This window comes from Defluviicoccus vanus, from assembly GCF_014672695.1.
Taxonomy (GTDB): domain Bacteria; phylum Pseudomonadota; class Alphaproteobacteria; order Rhodospirillales; family Defluviicoccaceae; genus Defluviicoccus; species Defluviicoccus vanus.
This window is the reverse complement of record NZ_CP053923.1, coordinates 2,675,723-2,691,016: the sequence shown is the minus strand read 5'-3', so window position 1 is coordinate 2,691,016 and position 15,294 is coordinate 2,675,723. Positions and strand designations below refer to the sequence as shown.

General features: G+C 62.6%; 16 protein-coding genes and 2 pseudogenes. 12 read left to right on the top strand and 6 right to left on the bottom strand.

Annotated features, from left to right (window positions below):
* Positions 1 to 36: 36 nt before the first annotated feature.
* Both HQ394_RS12135 and HQ394_RS12130 read right to left on the bottom strand, forming a co-directional pair.
* Positions 37 to 588 carry a carboxymuconolactone decarboxylase family protein gene (locus tag HQ394_RS12135; protein WP_190260473.1) on the bottom strand — a complete coding sequence of 184 codons (552 nt, stop codon included), beginning with the start codon at positions 586 to 588 and terminating at the stop codon, positions 37 to 39.
* A gap of 105 nt (positions 589 to 693) precedes the next feature.
* The gene (locus tag HQ394_RS12130; protein ID WP_190260472.1) at positions 694 to 1,233 is read right to left on the bottom strand and encodes a peroxiredoxin; all 540 of its coding nucleotides are present in this window, start codon (positions 1,231 to 1,233) and stop codon (positions 694 to 696) included.
* A 326-nt stretch (positions 1,234 to 1,559) separates the two neighbouring features.
* Here HQ394_RS12130 and HQ394_RS12125 point away from each other — a divergent pair, with 326 nt between their 5' ends.
* The 6 genes from HQ394_RS12125 (at position 1,560) to HQ394_RS12105 (ending at position 6,742) form a co-directional block, all read left to right on the top strand.
* Positions 1,560 to 2,141 carry a CoxG family protein gene (locus HQ394_RS12125; RefSeq protein WP_190260471.1) on the top strand — a complete coding sequence of 194 codons (582 nt, stop codon included), beginning with the start codon at positions 1,560 to 1,562 and terminating at the stop codon, positions 2,139 to 2,141.
* 215 nt (positions 2,142 to 2,356) lie between these two features.
* Entirely contained in the window at positions 2,357 to 3,517 is a 1,161-nt protein-coding gene (locus tag HQ394_RS12120) for a bifunctional enoyl-CoA hydratase/phosphate acetyltransferase (protein WP_317628944.1), read from the top strand.
* On the top strand, positions 3,504 to 3,749 hold the full coding sequence (locus HQ394_RS20805) for a phosphate acyltransferase (RefSeq protein ID WP_317628943.1): 246 nt from the start codon (positions 3,504 to 3,506) through the stop codon (positions 3,747 to 3,749). The genes HQ394_RS12120 and HQ394_RS20805 overlap by 14 nt, the downstream gene beginning before the upstream one ends.
* On the top strand, positions 3,707 to 4,954 hold the full coding sequence (locus HQ394_RS12115; RefSeq protein ID WP_407644744.1) for an acetate/propionate family kinase: 1,248 nt from the start codon (positions 3,707 to 3,709) through the stop codon (positions 4,952 to 4,954). Before HQ394_RS20805 ends, HQ394_RS12115 begins: the two co-directional genes overlap by 43 nt.
* Before the next feature lie 39 nt (positions 4,955 to 4,993).
* Positions 4,994 to 5,824 carry an enoyl-ACP reductase FabI gene (gene fabI, locus HQ394_RS12110; RefSeq protein WP_190260470.1) on the top strand — a complete coding sequence of 277 codons (831 nt, stop codon included), beginning with the start codon at positions 4,994 to 4,996 and terminating at the stop codon, positions 5,822 to 5,824.
* A 231-nt stretch (positions 5,825 to 6,055) separates the two neighbouring features.
* Positions 6,056 to 6,742: a DUF3313 family protein gene (locus tag HQ394_RS12105; protein ID WP_190260469.1), complete on the top strand. Its 687-nt coding sequence runs from the start codon at positions 6,056 to 6,058 to the stop codon at positions 6,740 to 6,742.
* A 111-nt stretch (positions 6,743 to 6,853) separates the two neighbouring features.
* Here the strand turns inward: HQ394_RS12105 and HQ394_RS12100 are convergent, their stop codons facing one another.
* The gene (locus HQ394_RS12100) at positions 6,854 to 7,261 is read right to left on the bottom strand and encodes a PRC-barrel domain-containing protein (protein ID WP_190260468.1); all 408 of its coding nucleotides are present in this window, start codon (positions 7,259 to 7,261) and stop codon (positions 6,854 to 6,856) included.
* A gap of 274 nt (positions 7,262 to 7,535) precedes the next feature.
* Between HQ394_RS12100 and HQ394_RS12095 the strand changes: the two genes are divergently transcribed.
* Positions 7,536 to 8,837, top strand: a complete 1,302-nt coding sequence (locus tag HQ394_RS12095) for a DUF2325 domain-containing protein (protein ID WP_190260467.1) — start codon at positions 7,536 to 7,538, stop codon at positions 8,835 to 8,837.
* 268 nt (positions 8,838 to 9,105) lie between these two features.
* Here HQ394_RS12095 and HQ394_RS12090 read toward each other — a convergent pair whose 3' ends face one another.
* The 3 genes from HQ394_RS12090 to HQ394_RS12080 form a co-directional block, all read right to left on the bottom strand.
* A complete protein-coding gene (locus HQ394_RS12090; protein WP_190260466.1) occupies positions 9,106 to 9,519 on the bottom strand; it encodes a periplasmic heavy metal sensor in 414 nt (137 codons plus the stop codon).
* A 70-nt stretch (positions 9,520 to 9,589) separates the two neighbouring features.
* A complete protein-coding gene (locus HQ394_RS12085; RefSeq protein WP_190260465.1) occupies positions 9,590 to 10,087 on the bottom strand; it encodes a hypothetical protein in 498 nt (165 codons plus the stop codon).
* Positions 10,088 to 10,095: 8 nt separating this feature from the next.
* On the bottom strand, positions 10,096 to 10,665 hold the full coding sequence (locus HQ394_RS12080) for an RNA polymerase sigma factor (RefSeq protein WP_190260464.1): 570 nt from the start codon (positions 10,663 to 10,665) through the stop codon (positions 10,096 to 10,098).
* Between the two features lie 506 nt (positions 10,666 to 11,171).
* On the opposite strand from HQ394_RS12080, the pseudogene HQ394_RS19960 reads away from it, so the two are divergent.
* The 5 genes and pseudogenes from HQ394_RS19960 to HQ394_RS19950 form a co-directional block, all read left to right on the top strand.
* Positions 11,172 to 11,867 (top strand): annotated as a pseudogene (locus HQ394_RS19960) (electron transfer flavoprotein subunit beta/FixA family protein); the annotation flags it as partial.
* Positions 11,868 to 11,924: 57 nt separating this feature from the next.
* The gene (locus tag HQ394_RS19955; protein WP_223292096.1) at positions 11,925 to 12,863 is read left to right on the top strand and encodes an electron transfer flavoprotein subunit alpha/FixB family protein; all 939 of its coding nucleotides are present in this window, start codon (positions 11,925 to 11,927) and stop codon (positions 12,861 to 12,863) included.
* Positions 12,864 to 12,883: 20 nt separating this feature from the next.
* Positions 12,884 to 13,762 (top strand): 3-hydroxybutyryl-CoA dehydrogenase, encoded by an 879-nt coding sequence (locus HQ394_RS12065; RefSeq protein WP_190260461.1) that lies wholly within the window; start codon positions 12,884 to 12,886, stop codon positions 13,760 to 13,762.
* Between the two features lie 126 nt (positions 13,763 to 13,888).
* The gene (locus HQ394_RS12060) at positions 13,889 to 14,677 is read left to right on the top strand and encodes a GNAT family N-acetyltransferase (protein WP_223291550.1); all 789 of its coding nucleotides are present in this window, start codon (positions 13,889 to 13,891) and stop codon (positions 14,675 to 14,677) included.
* Between the two features lie 2 nt (positions 14,678 to 14,679).
* Positions 14,680 to 15,207: pseudogene (locus tag HQ394_RS19950) on the top strand (lysophospholipid acyltransferase family protein); the annotation flags it as partial.
* Between the last annotated feature and the right edge of the window lie 87 nt (positions 15,208 to 15,294).

Genomic DNA, 15,294 nt, shown 5'->3' with positions numbered 1-15,294 from the left:
CGCGCCCGGAACAGCGCCTCGCCTCGTCGACTCGCGCTAAGCAACGAGAGCTGCCGTCTCCGCCAAAGCCTGTTCACCGTCCAACGTTACCGCAATCGCCTTCACCACCGCAGCGATACGCACCGCAGCCTGCACGGTTTCCACCGCAACGCCATGTTTGCGCAGCTCGCGCTCGTGCGCATCCACACATGCGCCGCAGCCGTTAATCGCTGAGACCGCGAGCGACCACAACTCAAAATCCACCTTCTCCACCCCCGGGCTGCCGATAACGTTCATCCGCAGGCGTGCCGGGAGAGTCTTGTAATCGGCGGCAGAAACCAGGTGCGTGAAGCGATAGTAAATATTGTTCATGCCCATGATCGCTGCCGCTGCTTTCGCCGCATCAAGTGCCTGCGATGACAGTTTCGGCGCAAATTCTGCCGTTAATCCGGCAATCACCCTGGCGCTGCCCGACGCGATGGCTGACGCAATAAACGTTCCGGCCTTCTGCTGCTCGGTCAGCCCCGCTTCTCCTGCCAATGACGACAGATTAAGTTTCAGGTCTTTGGCGTAGCCGGGCAAGGCATTCTTGATTGATTCGATCGACATTATCTCATCCTTATCCTAGACGCGTGCGCGTGGCCTTTTCCTGGTCATCCAGGGGGAGCCGAAGGGGGCGGCAAATGCCGCTCCCCGGACCCGACAGTTGACCCGTTAGGCCGCCTGCAGCACTGCCTCACCCTTTTGCCAGTTGCACGGGCACAGCTCGTCCGTCTGCAGGGCATCAAGGACGCGCAGAACCTCCTGCGTGTTGCGACCGACACTGAGATCATTCACCGCGACGAAGCGGATGACACCCTCCGGATCGACGACGAAGGTGGCGCGAAGGCAGACACCTTCCTGCTTGTCGAGAATCCCCAGCGCCTCGCTCAGCTCGCGCTTGATATCGGCCAGCATCGGGAACGGCAGATCGTTGAGGTCCGGGTGATGCTGCCGCCACGCAAGGTGAACGAACTCACTGTCGGTGCTGGCACCGTAGACGACCGTATCACGATCGGCGAAGTCATCATTGAGCTTACCGAAAGCGGCGATCTCGGTCGGGCAGACAAAGGTGAAATCCTTCGGCCAGAAGAAGACGATCTTCCATTTCCCTGCGTCTGTAGCATCGGTCACGTCCACAAATGCAGTCTTCGGATCGGTTGACACAACGGCCTTGAGTGCGAAACTCGGAAACTTGTCACCGACGGTCAGCATGCTCTTATCTCCTATCGTCGTTGAGGGGTGTGTTTGTCCTGAAGACGATATAGAAGACGCCATTAATCGATGCACACGCAAAATATCGGTTACTTTAATCGGTTTTCCCGATGGAGCGGGAGCCCGGCGGCCCGTCGCCAGGGCAGCGTTGGCGCTATGGCACGCGGCGGTCATTGTCTATCATGGCGAGCGAGGCAGTTTTTCGCCGCTTCGGACAGCACACAATGACGAATACCACCGCATGTACTCATATCGGTGTCCGATCGGCACTGCGCAACCGCACCAGCAGCTGAACGCATGCGGCACGAAAGCGAGGATACGCACCAATGCATCTGGAGGGAACGCGACGGCTGGCCTCGCCGCCCGAAGCCGTATGCGCAGCGGCAAACGAACTTGAGTTCGTCCGCCGCTGCTTGCCCGGTTGCGAGCGCCTCGAACGATTGCCGGATGATCGGCTCGCCGCCACCCTCCACGTAGCGGTCGACGGGCGCGATGCGCCTTTTGTTGGCACGTTTCGCCTTGCACGCATCGATCCGCCAAACGAATGGCAGATCGAAGGCCAGTGCGAGAGTACGACAACGGGAAGCGTCCGCGGGCACTGCATCATCCGCCTCACCGGCGAGGGCAACGCCACCGGCCTCGCCTATGCCGTTGACGTCACCGACGACGCCACGCCCGCGCTGTCTGGCGCCAGCGCCTTGCTCGCGGCGGCGCACGCGTACGTCGACGACGCCATGACCCGATTTGCCTTTGCGATCAATCAGCGGGCGGAAGGGGTGAGACCCGGCGCCCCGCTAGCCGGCAAGGATGCCCATGCTGCAGTGCGTCGCAGTCTGCCGCCCATGGCCTGGGTGCCCGGGCTGATCGCTGTGGTGCTAGCCATGCTCATCATCGTTGCCCGCCTGTAGTTTGACCAAAAGCCGCCACAGCCGAAGCGGTGCGTACTCAACATTGCAACGCAGGATTAATGTTGGCGTGGATTGACGCAGTGCACAATCGAGGTGTAGCTGCAAGGTGATGAAGTCTCGCGCGGCGAGGCGGGTGGAGTCGGATCGGTTCGCCTGCTGCTGACCGAACTGCCCATCGCCGCAACCGCATTGCACGCGCAAGGGGACGAAGCCGCATGTCGGAAATTATCGAGAACAAGACGTTCGACGAAATCGCCGTCGGTGACAGCGCCTTTTTCGTCGGCACGGTTACTCGCGAACATATCGAGCGCTGGGCTGCGGTCACCGGGAACCTCAACCTTCCGGAAACCTTCGAGCGTGGCGGTGGCCAGGCGATGTGGGCGGCCACCTTATTCTCCACCATCGCAGGCAACCAGCTCCCTGGGCTCGGGTCGATCACCCGTGGCGCAACTGTGGAGTTCCATTCGCCACTCGCCACCAATCAGGCGATCAAGGCCACGGTGACTGTCATCGAGAAGCGGCCGGAAACCGGCACCGTCGTTTTGGACTGCACGGCGACCGATGCCGCCGGCAATATGATCGCCAACGGTACCGCCGAGGTCCTGGCGCCAACGACGAAGATCCGCCGCTCGCGCGAAGAACTGCCGCAGGTGGCGCTGCTCCGCAATGAACGCTTCGACGACCTGATCGACCGCTGCAGCGGTCTGCCGCCCATGCCTACCGCGGTCTGCCACCCGTGCAGCGACTATGCGCTGAGCGGCGCAATCGAAGCGGCGGAGCGCAAGCTGATCAGCCCGATCCTGATCGGCCCGAAGGCAAAGATCGAAGCGGTTGCGGCGAAGATCGGCGCCGATCTTTCCCCTTATACGTTGATCGATGTGCCGCACAGCCACGCTGCCGCCGAGGAGACCGTTGCCCAGGTGCGAACCGGCCGGGCGCTCGGCATCATGAAGGGCAGCCTGCACACCGACGAACTGCTGCATCAAGTCATGCTAAAGGAGAGCGGCCTGCGCACGGAGCGCCGTCTGAGCCACTGCTTTCTGATCTCCGCGCCGACCTACGCCCGCAGGATCATCGTCACCGATGCGGCGATCACCATCCAGCCAACGCTGGAAGACAAAATCGACATCTGCCAGAATGCCATCAGTTTTGCTCGCGCCATCGGTATCCCGCTGCCGAAGATCGCCATCCTTGCGGCGATCGAAACGGTGAATCCAAAGATGCAGGCCACGCTCGACGCCGCCGCTCTCTGCAAGATGGCAGACCGGCATCAGATTATCGGCGGCATCCTTGACGGCCCGCTTGCCTTTGACAACGCGGTGAGCAGCAAGACGCTGCGCGCACNNCAAGGGTATCGACTCAGTGGTTGCTGGTGAGGCGGACGTGCTCCTGGTGCCCGACCTGGAGTCGGGCAACATGGTGGCAAAGCAGCTGACATTCATGGCCTACGCCGACGCTGCCGGACTGGTGCTTGGCGCCCGCTGCCCGATTATCCTCACCAGTCGTGCCGACAGCGACTATGCCCGCATCGTCTCTTCGGCGCTGGCAGTGCTGTTTGCCGAAGCATCGAGGCTCGATCCGAGCCTGCTCAAGGGCGCAGCGGAGTAAAGGTTGATGGCAAAAGGAACGCTCGATCCCGGCNNATTCTCATCATCAATGCCGGTTCGTCGTCGATCAAGTATGCTGCCTACGGGCATCTCGATGCCGGCGAACTGACACTCCTCGGCCGTGGCCAGATCCAGGGCCTCGGCACTGCCCCCAGCTTTGTCGGCAAGAACCAGAGCGGCGAGGTGCTCGACAAAATGGCGTGGCCGGACGGCAATACCCTCAGCCATCAGGCCGCGACCGCGTTTCTGCTCGACTGGCTGGCGGAAAACGAGAAGGACATCGAAATTGTTGCCTGCGGCCATCGGGTGGCGCACGGGGGGATGAAGTATCGCAGCGCGACCCGCATCGATGCCGGGGTGATCGAGGATCTCGCCAAGCTAACGCCATTAGCACCGCTGCATCAGCCGCATCATCTGGCAGCGATGCAGGCGATTACCGAAACCCACCCGCATCTGCCGCAGGTCGCCTGCTTCGATACCTCCTTTCACCGCACCCAGTCGCGGGTCGCGCAAATGTTCGCCATCCCGCGGCAGATGACCGAGCAAGGCATTGTCCGCTACGGCTTTCACGGCATCTCCTACGAGTACATCGCCCGCCAGCTTCCCATATACGCTCCCAACGCGCATCGCGTCGTCGTTGCCCACCTCGGCAGCGGCGCCAGTATGTGCGCAATGCTCGACGGCATCAGTGTGGAGTCGACGATGGGTTTCACCGCCGTCGACGGTCTGCCGATGGGCACCCGCACCGGCGCGCTCGATCCCGGACTCCTGCTCTATCTGCTGCAGTCTCGCGATTACGACGCGGTGGCGATTGAGCGCCTTCTCTATAAGGAGTCTGGCCTCCTCGGCGTCTCCGGCATCTCCAACGACATGCGCGATCTGTTGGCCAGCCCGGCGCGGGAGGCAGCAGAGGCGGTCGAAGTGTTCTGCTATGCTGTTGGCAAGTTTCTCGGCGCTTTGGCGATGACGCTGGGCGGCCTTGATGCGATCGTCTTTACCGCTGGCATTGGCGAGCACGCGCCGCCGGTGCGGGCCAATGTCTGCCGGCGCGCGGCATGGCTCGGCGTGCAACTGGATGCCGAAGCCAACGCCCGCAATGAACGCCGCATTTCGACCCCCGACAGCCCAATCTCCGCCTGGTGCATCCCGACCAACGAAGAGCTGATGATAGCAATACACACACGCGACCTGCTGGGGCGCGGCTGAGGACTTGCCAGACCGTTCCAGACGTTGAGGAGACCGACCATGGCCGACCCGCAGATCGATCCCAACGACCCCATCCTGCAACCGCTGCAAATTCCCGAGAAACCGCTCGCCGGCCACAAGGCACTCGTTGTCGGCATCGCCAATAAGGATTCGATCGCCTATGGCATCGCCCGGGCGCTGCGCGCCTTCGGAGCCGATCTGGCGATTACCTACCTCAACGAAAAATCCAAGCCCTACACGCAACAGCTGGCCGAGGCCCTCGGCGTGGCCCCCGCACTCTATTTGCCCTGCGACGTGCGCGAACACGGGCAGGTGGGAAACGTCATCGCCGCGATTGAGCGCGAATGGGGCTCTCTGCAGGTCCTGGTTCACTCTATCGCCTTCAGCCCGCGCGACGACCTGCACGGCCGGGTTACTGACTGCAGCCTGCCTGGCTTCCTCTCGACGATGGAGATCTCCGTCTGGTCGCTGATGCATTTGGCGCAGTTGGCGGAGCCGCTGATGGCAAAGTCCGGCGGCGCCATTTTCACTGTCAGCTACTTCGGCGGTGAGAAGGTGGTCCCCCACTACGGCATCATGGGTCCGGCGAAGGCGGCGCTGGAGACTGCGGCCAAATACATGGCGGCCGAGCTGGGACCGAAGGGCATCCGCGTCAACGTCGTTTCGCCCGGGCCGGTGCTCACCCGCGCTGCATCGGGGATCAGCCGCTTCGACGAACTCCTCGAGAAGACCAAGGAGCGAGCGCCCACCAATACCCTCGTCACCCCGGACCAGGTGGGTGTCGCCACCGCCGTCCTCGCCTGCGACTATCTGAAGATCATCACCGGCGAGGTCCTCTATATGGACGGTGGCTACAATATCATGGGTTGATGCAGGCATCGCCCCCGGCACCTCCCCAGGCACTCCCGGCTGTCGCGAGCCCACAGACCGTGTTATCCGGACGTTTCCGCCATCCCAACTGACACCAGCTTTGGTGGCGGCAGCAGTGGCAAGCAGGAACGGTGAACCCATTGACATCCGCCTCTCAGCTGATGCAAGGACCCGTCATGACGCGAACGCAAGCGGCGGGTAAACAGGGCATCTGGCAAGGGGGTCACGGGAATGGATCGCAAGGTGGGGTGGTTTGCCATTACCGCTTCTATGCTGGTACTGGCTGCCTGCAGCACGCGGTCGCGAGTCAGTGAAGGGCCGGCGACGGATGGGTTCCTGTCCGACACGCAGGCATTGCAACCGGGCGGCGTTGGCGAACCGGCGCTCTTCTCCACCTATTCCGGCGTCGTCTGGTACAGCTACACCAAGATGATCCTTGAGCCGGCAACATTGTGGAGCGGATCGTACGGCGGCTTGGCGACTGTTCCGCCGGCGCAACGCAAGACTTTGGCCAACGCCGTCTTCAGCGAAATGCAATTCGTCAGCGAGCAGCTCTGCGAGATGGTTGACACGCCTTCGGTCGGCACACTGATCGTCAACGTCGCACTCGTCGAGGCTGACACGCCGGATCCGGCCCTCAACGCCATCTCCTCGACCAAGCCCGGCCTTCGTCTCGCCGATACCATCGGCACCACTCCCTTCGACCCCGTTGCCGGCACTTTCGTCGGCCACGCCATGCTGAAGACGATCGCCCGCGACGCGACCACCGGCGCGGTCCTTTGGCAGACAATCGACCGACGTCCGACCGATGCCGCCCGCGGCACGCCACTCACGTCATGGCGCGAGGTCGATCTGGCACTGAAATCGTGGGGAGCAAAATTCGGCAACTGGCTGAGCCTGGTTGGCGCTTGTTCCTGATCGCCGCGCAGAGATTGGCGTTCCCTCAGCCAGCGCGGCACTGACACGACAGGGGGTCCGGGTGGCATGCGCCGGTATCCGCACGCCACCCATTGACACCGAGCATACGGCTTAGCTGGATGCGTATTTGAACTCGGGCAACGCCTTCAGTTCCTCCTTGGTCGCGCGGGGCAGGACGATCTTCTCCTTGTTGATGGTCAGGCTGCTGAAGGGTACGGCGACGAGGTGATCGCCGACGCCGAGGAAGCCGCCGATGGAAAGGATGGCGACCGGCGTGTTGGCGTTCGGCTCAAGGATAAGATCGTCGAGGGTGCCAATCTTGTCGCCCGCGTGATTGACCACGGTGCCGCCGATAAGCTTCGATGCGCGGAAACCGGTAGCAAGCTTCTGGATGTCAATGCGGGCGATTGCCACCGTCTGTGATGTACCTTGCGCCAGAAGGGGACCAGTTGAAACCAGCCCACCGACGGCAAGTGCTGCCGCCGCAACGATAAGCGGTCGGGTCAACTTGGAATGCATCTGTTCGCCTCCTCAGAATTGCAGATGCCTAACAACGTTTCGCTCTTCGATCAGGTTCCAAGGCCGTGCCGGATCAGCGGCCCCAACGCCGACGGCAAAAGCCTCGGGTAATCCTGCGTGGCCGCAATGTCGCATCGGCGGTGGCCACGTGCCTGTCGCCTGATGCCGATCGAGACGGCGCCACACGGCCTGCTTCCGGGCGGTTTTTCAATTTGTAACCGCAAATATCATGTGGTAATTATCTTTTGCGAATAATTATTAATTGCATATCGCCATGTCCTGCTTTCACTACACCCCCTTCACACGGCCCGCACCACGCGTTGCTCCGGACCATGCGGCGTGCAACGCAGCCGCCGGCCGGCGGCGTAAGCTCTGGGAGATCAGGAGCAGCCTCCTCTGCTCGCTTGTGGGCACATGTCTCACCCTCGGCGACCTGCGGCGAATCGAGCGCCGGCTGAAGATCGATCAGCTGCAGACCGCCAGCGACTTTCACGTCCACGGAACTTTTGTCGTCTGGGCGGCACAGCCGGGACCGGTGGCGAAGCAGATGCATAAGCTCCTCGACCGGCGCTATATGGTGGCGGTCCGCCGCTTTGCCGCAGCATCGAGCATCGACGATCTCGCCGCATCGTGGACGACAAGCATCGATGACGGCGACGTTCCGGGGCCGTACTGGGCACTGTTGACGCATCCTGTAGCTTCCGAAGTTCTGATGATGCGTGCCTTCGGCGAGGTGCATATGCTCTCACACGTGATGGGTGCCGCCAATCGCGGCGATGCCCGGCGGCTGATGGCGATCGAACGTGAGCGCGATGCGGTGGCGGACGTGCTCGCCGCGCTAAAGCAGCGGCAACTGGAACGTGAACGCGAGATGCGCCAGTTGGCGGATTGCCACGCAGCGGATGTCCGCGACCTGCAGGCGCGTCTTTTCGGTGAAGAGGACGTGGCCGCATGCCTCCAGCGCAGCGAGGTCTGGCTCCATAACCTTGAGAGTGGCACAGCCATGCAAGCGCTGCGGCAGGTACTGGCCGCGGTCGGCGACAAAGTGCGAGCGGAGGCGGACGAACTGGTGCGGCAGGACGCGCTGCTGGCGAAACTTGAGTGTGAGCAGACGCGGCTGCAGCAGACGGCAACGGAGGCGGAAGGAACGGTGCGCGACGTCGCCGCCGAATGCGAGGCGATGGAACGTTTGCTTCGTGCACGACTTGCCCCGCCAGCGGACGGGGTGGCCAACGACGACGAGAACGATGACGCGATCGATCTCTCCGGGCAGCGCATCGTCTACGTCGGCGGGCGCGGCAGCACCATTCCCCACCTGCGTGCGGCTGTAGAACGCTTCGGTGGCGTGTTCCTGCACCACGATGGTGGCATGGAGGAACGGAACACCCGGCTCGACCGCATCCTCGCCCAGGGCGACGCGGTCTTCTGCCCTGTGGACTGCATCAGCCACGACGCCTGCATGCGGGCGAAACGTCATTGTCGGCAACGGGCCTCGGCCTTTGTCCCGCTGCGCAGTTGCAGCCTGTCGTCGTTTCTCCAGGGCCTGCGCCAGCTTGCGCAGGGTATAGCCGACTGAGGGAAGGGACGTCGTGGCCAAGCCTGCCGTCCTGGCAGGCCGCGCCACGGCAACGCACGGGCGTACCCATTCGTCGCCAGGACTGAAAGCAAGGCTCCGGTGGACCCCGTTGGCCCTCCGTCGCATTGGCAACGGCAAGGGCGGCAATCCGCCGGAGCCCCTTCACCGGTCGATGCTTCATATACCGCGAGCAACTCTCCGGCTATTGCCGCCAAGATCGAGCCGTTGCCGCAACCCCGGGGGGTAAGGGGGCCACAGCCGGCAGCAATCAGCGGCGATCGGGTGGTGGCGGCGGCAACCGGTCAGGTGCGCCTGGCCGCCAGGCGGCCAAGCGGTGACGACCCTCCTGCGACATCTGGCCGACGGCATCGAGAACCGAGATCGCAATCGCCTCTTCAAAGGCGCCCCGCGCCGCCTGCCCGTCAGCGAAGACCGCCGCCAGCGCGTCGATACGGAAGGGCTCAGCGTCGGTGGCCGCACGCAACCGATCGGGGAACGCTGCCATCTTCGCCTGATTGTCGCGAATGACTGCTGTACGAGCCTCGAAGGCACGGCGGAGAAGCGTCGCATCCGCCGCCGGCAATGTCGCCGCCATGTCATCGGCCATCCGCAGTGCATCCGGAGGGCCGTGGCGATGTGGCCGCGGTGAACCGACGATCACCGGCAGGACGAGCGCCGTCACGACCCCGGCAAAAAGACGTTGAGCAGCAGCGAAACCGGCAGCGCCCAGCGCGGCAACGAAATCTGCATCGTCACTGCGGCTCCGCGAGCATCAGCTGCGGTTGGTGCAGCAGTGCCGCCAAGCCGGCGGTCGTTACCACGACACCGCTGTTGGCTACGATAGCCCCCATCTCCCCGTCGGTGACCTGGGTCAGGCCGCGACCGGCGAGAACGCCAAGCGTCGCCGCTGTCAGCGCTGTCGCGGCGAAGCGAAGCGCGGAAACGCGCACTGGGGCGGCGACGCAGGCAAGGCTTCGCCAACGCCAAACACTGCTGCCCCGATCGTCGCTGACGGTATGCGTTTGCGCCATCACCCGGCGGATGATTTTGACACAGCGCTCCGGTTCGATCGCCGCTGCCGGATCGTTGGCACGAAGGTAGGCATCGAACGCTCGCGCATGGTCCAATGCAGCACCCGACGCCGGCGATTGTACGAGCAGAGCCCTGGCAGCTTCACCCAACTCGCGTGGCCACCGACTGAGGTTTCCCCCATAACGCTCCAGAGCCAGCACGAAATCCTCAGAGGTCATGCCATGGTTCATAGCACGTCTCCCAATTTGTTTATCCCGCGTCCCATCAGCTTCTTCTTGAGTGCCCGGCGTCCCCGCACCAGCAACGACTCCATGGCTGAAGCTGAGAGCGACAAGACCTGCGCCGCCTCCGGTGCCGACTTGCCGGCAAAGTAGTAGAGGCAGACGGCGGCCCGCTGTCGCGGCGGCAACTCCGCCAGCGCCGCTGCCACCAGCACCGAGCCTTCACGCGAGGCCAGCACATCGAGGCCACAGGGCGCCATATCTACTGCTTCCAACGCATCTTCGAGCGGAAGCATGCTTTTCTTGCGCCGCCGATCGAGACAAAGATTGACAACGACGCGATAGAGCCAAGTGCTGAAGCGGGCGGTGCCCTCGGGTTGCCAGCGATACGCCGATTTCCACACCCGAAGAAAAGCCTCCTGCGCCACCTCGTCGGCATCATCGGCGCTGCCGGTCATCCGTTGTGCCAATGCAAGCACGCCAGCCACATGCCGCGCCATTAGCACCTCCAACGCGCGCTTGTCGCCTGCGGCAACGGCGCCCAACAGGCTGTCGTCCGACGGGTCGTCACCCATGGATGCTCGCAACTGTTCCGAAGCCCTGCGCCCCGTGCCCTTTTCTTGCCCCCTTGCCAAATTCCACGCAGCTGGCAGCGAAACACTTGCGCAAAAAACTAGGCATCCACACGCAGGAAAGCCTCATCAATGCCCACAAAGGATGCATAACCTATGATTTACTATCCTGGGATGCAGAAGACAGCCGGTTGATCGCATCCAGCGGCAACAACAGCGTCAGCCGTACGACCACCGCCGCGCACCATGCCGCCCGCCATTGTCCGCTCATCCCGTGCCGCTCACCGCCCGGGGAAGCCGCAATGGCGGTGCGTAAGCAAGTTGCACCACTCGCATCGCTGCCTTGACCTCGGCGCAGGTACTCCTTAACTTGCGGGCTTCGGCTAAAGATATAGTTTGAGGTGGAAGCGCCTCGAACACGGGTATCGGGCGGATGGTCTTGTCGGTGGCTGGCCGCCGCGTCTGTGTCCTGCAAGCGACAACCAAAACAACCACGTCGCGGGTCGTCCATGAAAATCCTCGTCTCTGTGAAGCGCGTCGTCGATTACAACGTCAAGGTCCGCGTCAAGGCAGATCAGACCGGTGTTGAGCTGGCGAACGTCAAGATGTCCATGAATCCCTTCGACGAAATCGCGGTCGAAGAAGCGGTACGGCTGAAGGAGGCCGGCAAGGCGACTGAAATCATCGCCGTATCGATGGGAGTGAGCCAGTGTCAGGAAACGATCCGCACCGCGCTCGCCGTCGGCGCCGACCGCGGCATCCTTGTGGAATCAAGCGATGACCTGCAGCCGCTAGCGGTAGCCAAGCTGCTGAAGGCACTGGTTGAGCGCGACAAGCCCGATCTGGTGATCCTCGGCAAGCAGGCGATCGACGATGACGCCAATCAGACCGGACAGATGCTGTCGGCGCTGCTTGGCTGGGCCCAGGGAACGTTTGCCTCGAAGCTGGTGCTGGACGGTGGTGAAGCGCTGGTGACCCGGGAAGTGGACGGTGGGCTGGAAACCATTGCCCTCACACTACCGGCGGTGATCACCGTGGATCTGCGCCTGAATACGCCGCGCTATGCGTCACTGCCCAACATCATGAAGGCGAAGAAGAAACCGATCGAGACGATCACGCCGGCGGCACTTGGCGTCGACACGGCACCGCGGTTGCGGACGCTCAAGGTGGAGGAACCGCCGAAGCGTCAGGCCGGCATCATGGTAANNAGAGCGTGGCCGAGCTGGTNNAGCGAAGCTTCGCGACGAAGCGAAGGTGATCTGATGACCGTCCTCGTACTTGCTGACCACGACAACGCCACGCTCAAATCGGCGACGTTGCATGCCATTACCGCCGCTGCGAAGGTTGGCGACGTGCACCTGCTGGTCGCCGGCAGCGATTGCACCGGCGTTGCCGAAGCCGCAGCCAAGGTTGCCGGTGTCGGCAAGGTCCTGCTGGCTGACGCGCCAATGTATGGCCATCCGCTGGCGGAAGCGATCACACCGCTGATTGTCGCCCTTGCCCCGGCCTATTCGCATGTGCTTACCGCGGCGACAACCTCCGGCAAGAACATCATGCCGCGGGTAGCTGCCATGCTCGATGTGGCGCAGCTTTCGGAGGTCTGCGCGATCAACGGCGCCGACACCTTCGTCAGGCCGATCTACGCCGGCAACGCCATGGCGACGGTGCAGAGCGTCGATCCGATCAAGGTCCTCACCGTCCGCACCACTACCTTTGATGCAGCGGCGAGCACGGGCGGAAGTGCTACGATCGAGGCAGTTCCTGGCGCCGCGGATCCTGCACTGTCCCGGTTCATCGGCCAGGAACTGACCAAGAGCGAGCGCCCCGAACTCATCAGCGCCAAGATTGTCGTCTCCGGCGGCCGTGGCATGGGCTCCAGCGAGAATTTTCATCTGATCGAGACGCTGGCCGATAAGCTGGGAGCGGCCGTCGGCGCCTCACGCGCCGCGGTGGACGCCGGCTACGTTCCTAATGACTACCAGGTGGGCCAGACCGGCAAGGTCGTGGCACCCGACCTTTACATCGCCGTCGGCATTTCCGGTGCGATTCAGCATCTGGCAGGCATGAAGGATTCCAAGATCATCGTTGCGATCAACAAGGACGAGGAAGCGCCGATCTTCCAGGTCGCCGATTACGGCTTGGTGGCGGACCTGTTTCAGGCGGTGCCGGAGTTTACCTCCGAGCTGGCAAAAGCCCGCTGAGCGATGCGGCCTCGGGTCGGTTGATGGACATCAAGAAGGTTGGGATCGTCGGTGCCGGTCAGATGGGAATCGGCATTGCTATCGTATGCGCCCGTGCCGGCTATGCGGTCTACCTCATGGACGCAAAACCGGAGCAATTGGACGTTGCCCGCGAGGCCATCGCTGCCTCGCTCGACCGCTCGGTGAACCGCGGCTGGATGAAAGAAGGCGACGCCGCGAACGCCTTCGCCCGGATCGAAACTGGGACCGATTTCGCCGGCTTCCACGATTGCCAGCTTGCGATCGAGGCCGCGGTCGAAAACGAAGGCATCAAGAAGGAGATCCTGAAGCAGCTTTGGCCGGTGCTGCCTAAGGACGCCATCATCACCACCAACACATCCACCTTGTCGATCACCCGCCTCGCGGCGCAAACTGATCGACCGGGACGTTTCATCGGCACCCACTTCATGAATCCGGTGCCGCGGATGGGATTGGTGGAGTTGATCCGCGGTATCGCCACCGAGGAAGACACTTACCGCATCGTCCATGATTTCGCCAAACACCTCGGCAAGACCCCGATCAGCGCCGAAGACTTTCCTGCCTTTGTCGTCCACCGCATCCTGATGCCGATGGTCAACGAAGCGATCTACACCCTCTATGAAGGGGTGGGATCAGTGGAGAGCATCGATACGGCTATGCGCCTCGGCACCCATCACCCGATGGGTCCGCTGGAACTGGCCGATTTTATCGGCCTTGATACCTGCCTCGGGATCATGCAAACGTTGCATGATGGTCTGGCGGATTCCAAATACCGCCCGTGCCCGCTGCTGGTGAAGTACGTGGAAGCGGGTTGGCTCGGCCGCAAGACGGGACGTGGCTTCTATGATTATTCGGGCGATAAGCCCATCCCGACCCGCTGACGTTGCTCCTCGCGCAGGTACGCGATTTGTACTTGAAGCATCGTCGACGATTGACGATACGTAGAATTTTAGTTCGTTGCGTTTTGGTTGCGCCGGCTATCAACGGCGACGGCGCAGGAAGGAAACGTGCAGCCCTTTACGGTTAAGAATTTCCAGGTTCGACTCGCGGCCAGCGATGCTGACCTGGATGCGTCGCAAGCGCTCAGGTATCGCGTCTTCTACGAGGAGATGGCGGCGATTCCGAGTCCTGAGGTACAGGCGCGCCGCCGCGACTTCGACCACTTCGATCCGGTTTGCGACCACCTGCTCGTCCTCGACATGAATGGCGGCGGCCAGGGGAGCGTTGTCGGTACGTACCGTCTGCTGCGGCGGTCGGTAGCGCTTCAGCATAGCGGCTTCTACACCGAGCAGGAATATGACCTGGATGGCGTACTAACCCATCCGGGCGAGATCGTCGAAGTGGGCCGGTCGTGCGTCGATGCCGCCTATCGCAGTCGCGGCGTAATGCAACTGCTGTGGCGGGGACTGGCGGATTATGTTCGCGTCCATGAGATTCAGGTGATGTTCGGCTGTGCCAGCTTTTCTGGCACCGATCCGACGCAGGTGGGGGCGCAACTGTCCTACCTCTATCACCACCATCTGGCGCCAGAAGCGATTCGCCCGCGTGCCCTCCCCGAGCTCTACGTCTCGATGAACCTGCTCTCCGCCAGTGAGGTCGACGGTCAGGCGGTGCTGAACGACCTGCCGCCGCTGATCAAAGGCTACCTTCGCGTCGGCGGCTACGTTGGTGACGGCGCCGTGGTCGATCACCAGTTCAACACCACCGACGTCTGCGTCATCGTCAACACCGATCAGCTCACCGGCAAATACGAGCGCCGCTATAAGCGGTTGGCCGCGGAACAAGAGGAAAGCTAGGCATGGAGGAATCGCGGCTGCGAGGGCTGCTGCGCGGCATTCGTTTCCTTTTCTCCTGCCTGTTCTCCTTTTCGCTCTATGCCGTGTGCGGCGGTCCGCTTGCACGCTACCGGCGAGCCATCCAGCTCCGCTGGTGTCGCTCGATGCTCGGCTTCGTCGGCATTCGCGTCCATACCGTCGGTGAAACACGCATCGATGGCCCCACCCTCTATGTCGTCAATCACTTGTCCTATATGGATATTCCGGTCCTCTCCAGCGTTGTTGAGGGAACCTTCGTCGCCAAGGCGGAAGTGGCCCACTGGCCCCTGTTCGGCTTTGCCGCCCGCATCACCCGTACCGTGTTCATCAACCGCGTCAGCAGCGAAGCGCAGGCGCAGCGAAAGATGATGCACGAACGGCTGATGAGCGGTGAACGGCTGATTTTGTTCCCCGAAGGCACCAGCACCGACGGCAGCGGCGTTGCGCCGTTCAAATCAGCACTCTTCGGCCTCGCCCAGGTGCAGACGGACGATCCAGAGCTGATCATACAGCCGATTTCGATGATCTACGCCCGCGGCCTCGACGGCACCCCGCTTGTCGGACCCTTGCGGGAACTCTATTGCTGGTATGGCGATGCG

What these genes read in the sequence shown, in the direction of transcription:
- HQ394_RS12085 (WP_190260465.1), bottom strand. Translation starts at nt 10,087, where the DNA reads ATGACCTCTGAGGATTTCGTGCTGGCTCTGGAGCGTTATGGGGGAAAC.
- HQ394_RS19955 (WP_223292096.1), top strand. Translation starts at nt 11,925, where the DNA reads ATGACCGTCCTCGTACTTGCTGACCACGACAACGCCACGCTCAAATCG.
- HQ394_RS12125 (WP_190260471.1), top strand. Translation starts at nt 1,560, where the DNA reads ATGCATCTGGAGGGAACGCGACGGCTGGCCTCGCCGCCCGAAGCCGTA.
- HQ394_RS12105 (WP_190260469.1), top strand. Translation starts at nt 6,056, where the DNA reads ATGGATCGCAAGGTGGGGTGGTTTGCCATTACCGCTTCTATGCTGGTA.
- HQ394_RS12095 (WP_190260467.1), top strand. Translation starts at nt 7,536, where the DNA reads ATGTCCTGCTTTCACTACACCCCCTTCACACGGCCCGCACCACGCGTT.
- fabI (WP_190260470.1), top strand. Translation starts at nt 4,994, where the DNA reads ATGGCCGACCCGCAGATCGATCCCAACGACCCCATCCTGCAACCGCTG.
- HQ394_RS12130 (WP_190260472.1), bottom strand. Translation starts at nt 1,233, where the DNA reads ATGCTGACCGTCGGTGACAAGTTTCCGAGTTTCGCACTCAAGGCCGTT.
- HQ394_RS12080 (WP_190260464.1), bottom strand. Translation starts at nt 10,665, where the DNA reads ATGGGTGACGACCCGTCGGACGACAGCCTGTTGGGCGCCGTTGCCGCA.
- HQ394_RS12100 (WP_190260468.1), bottom strand. Translation starts at nt 7,261, where the DNA reads ATGCATTCCAAGTTGACCCGACCGCTTATCGTTGCGGCGGCAGCACTT.
- HQ394_RS12135 (WP_190260473.1), bottom strand. Translation starts at nt 588, where the DNA reads ATGTCGATCGAATCAATCAAGAATGCCTTGCCCGGCTACGCCAAAGAC.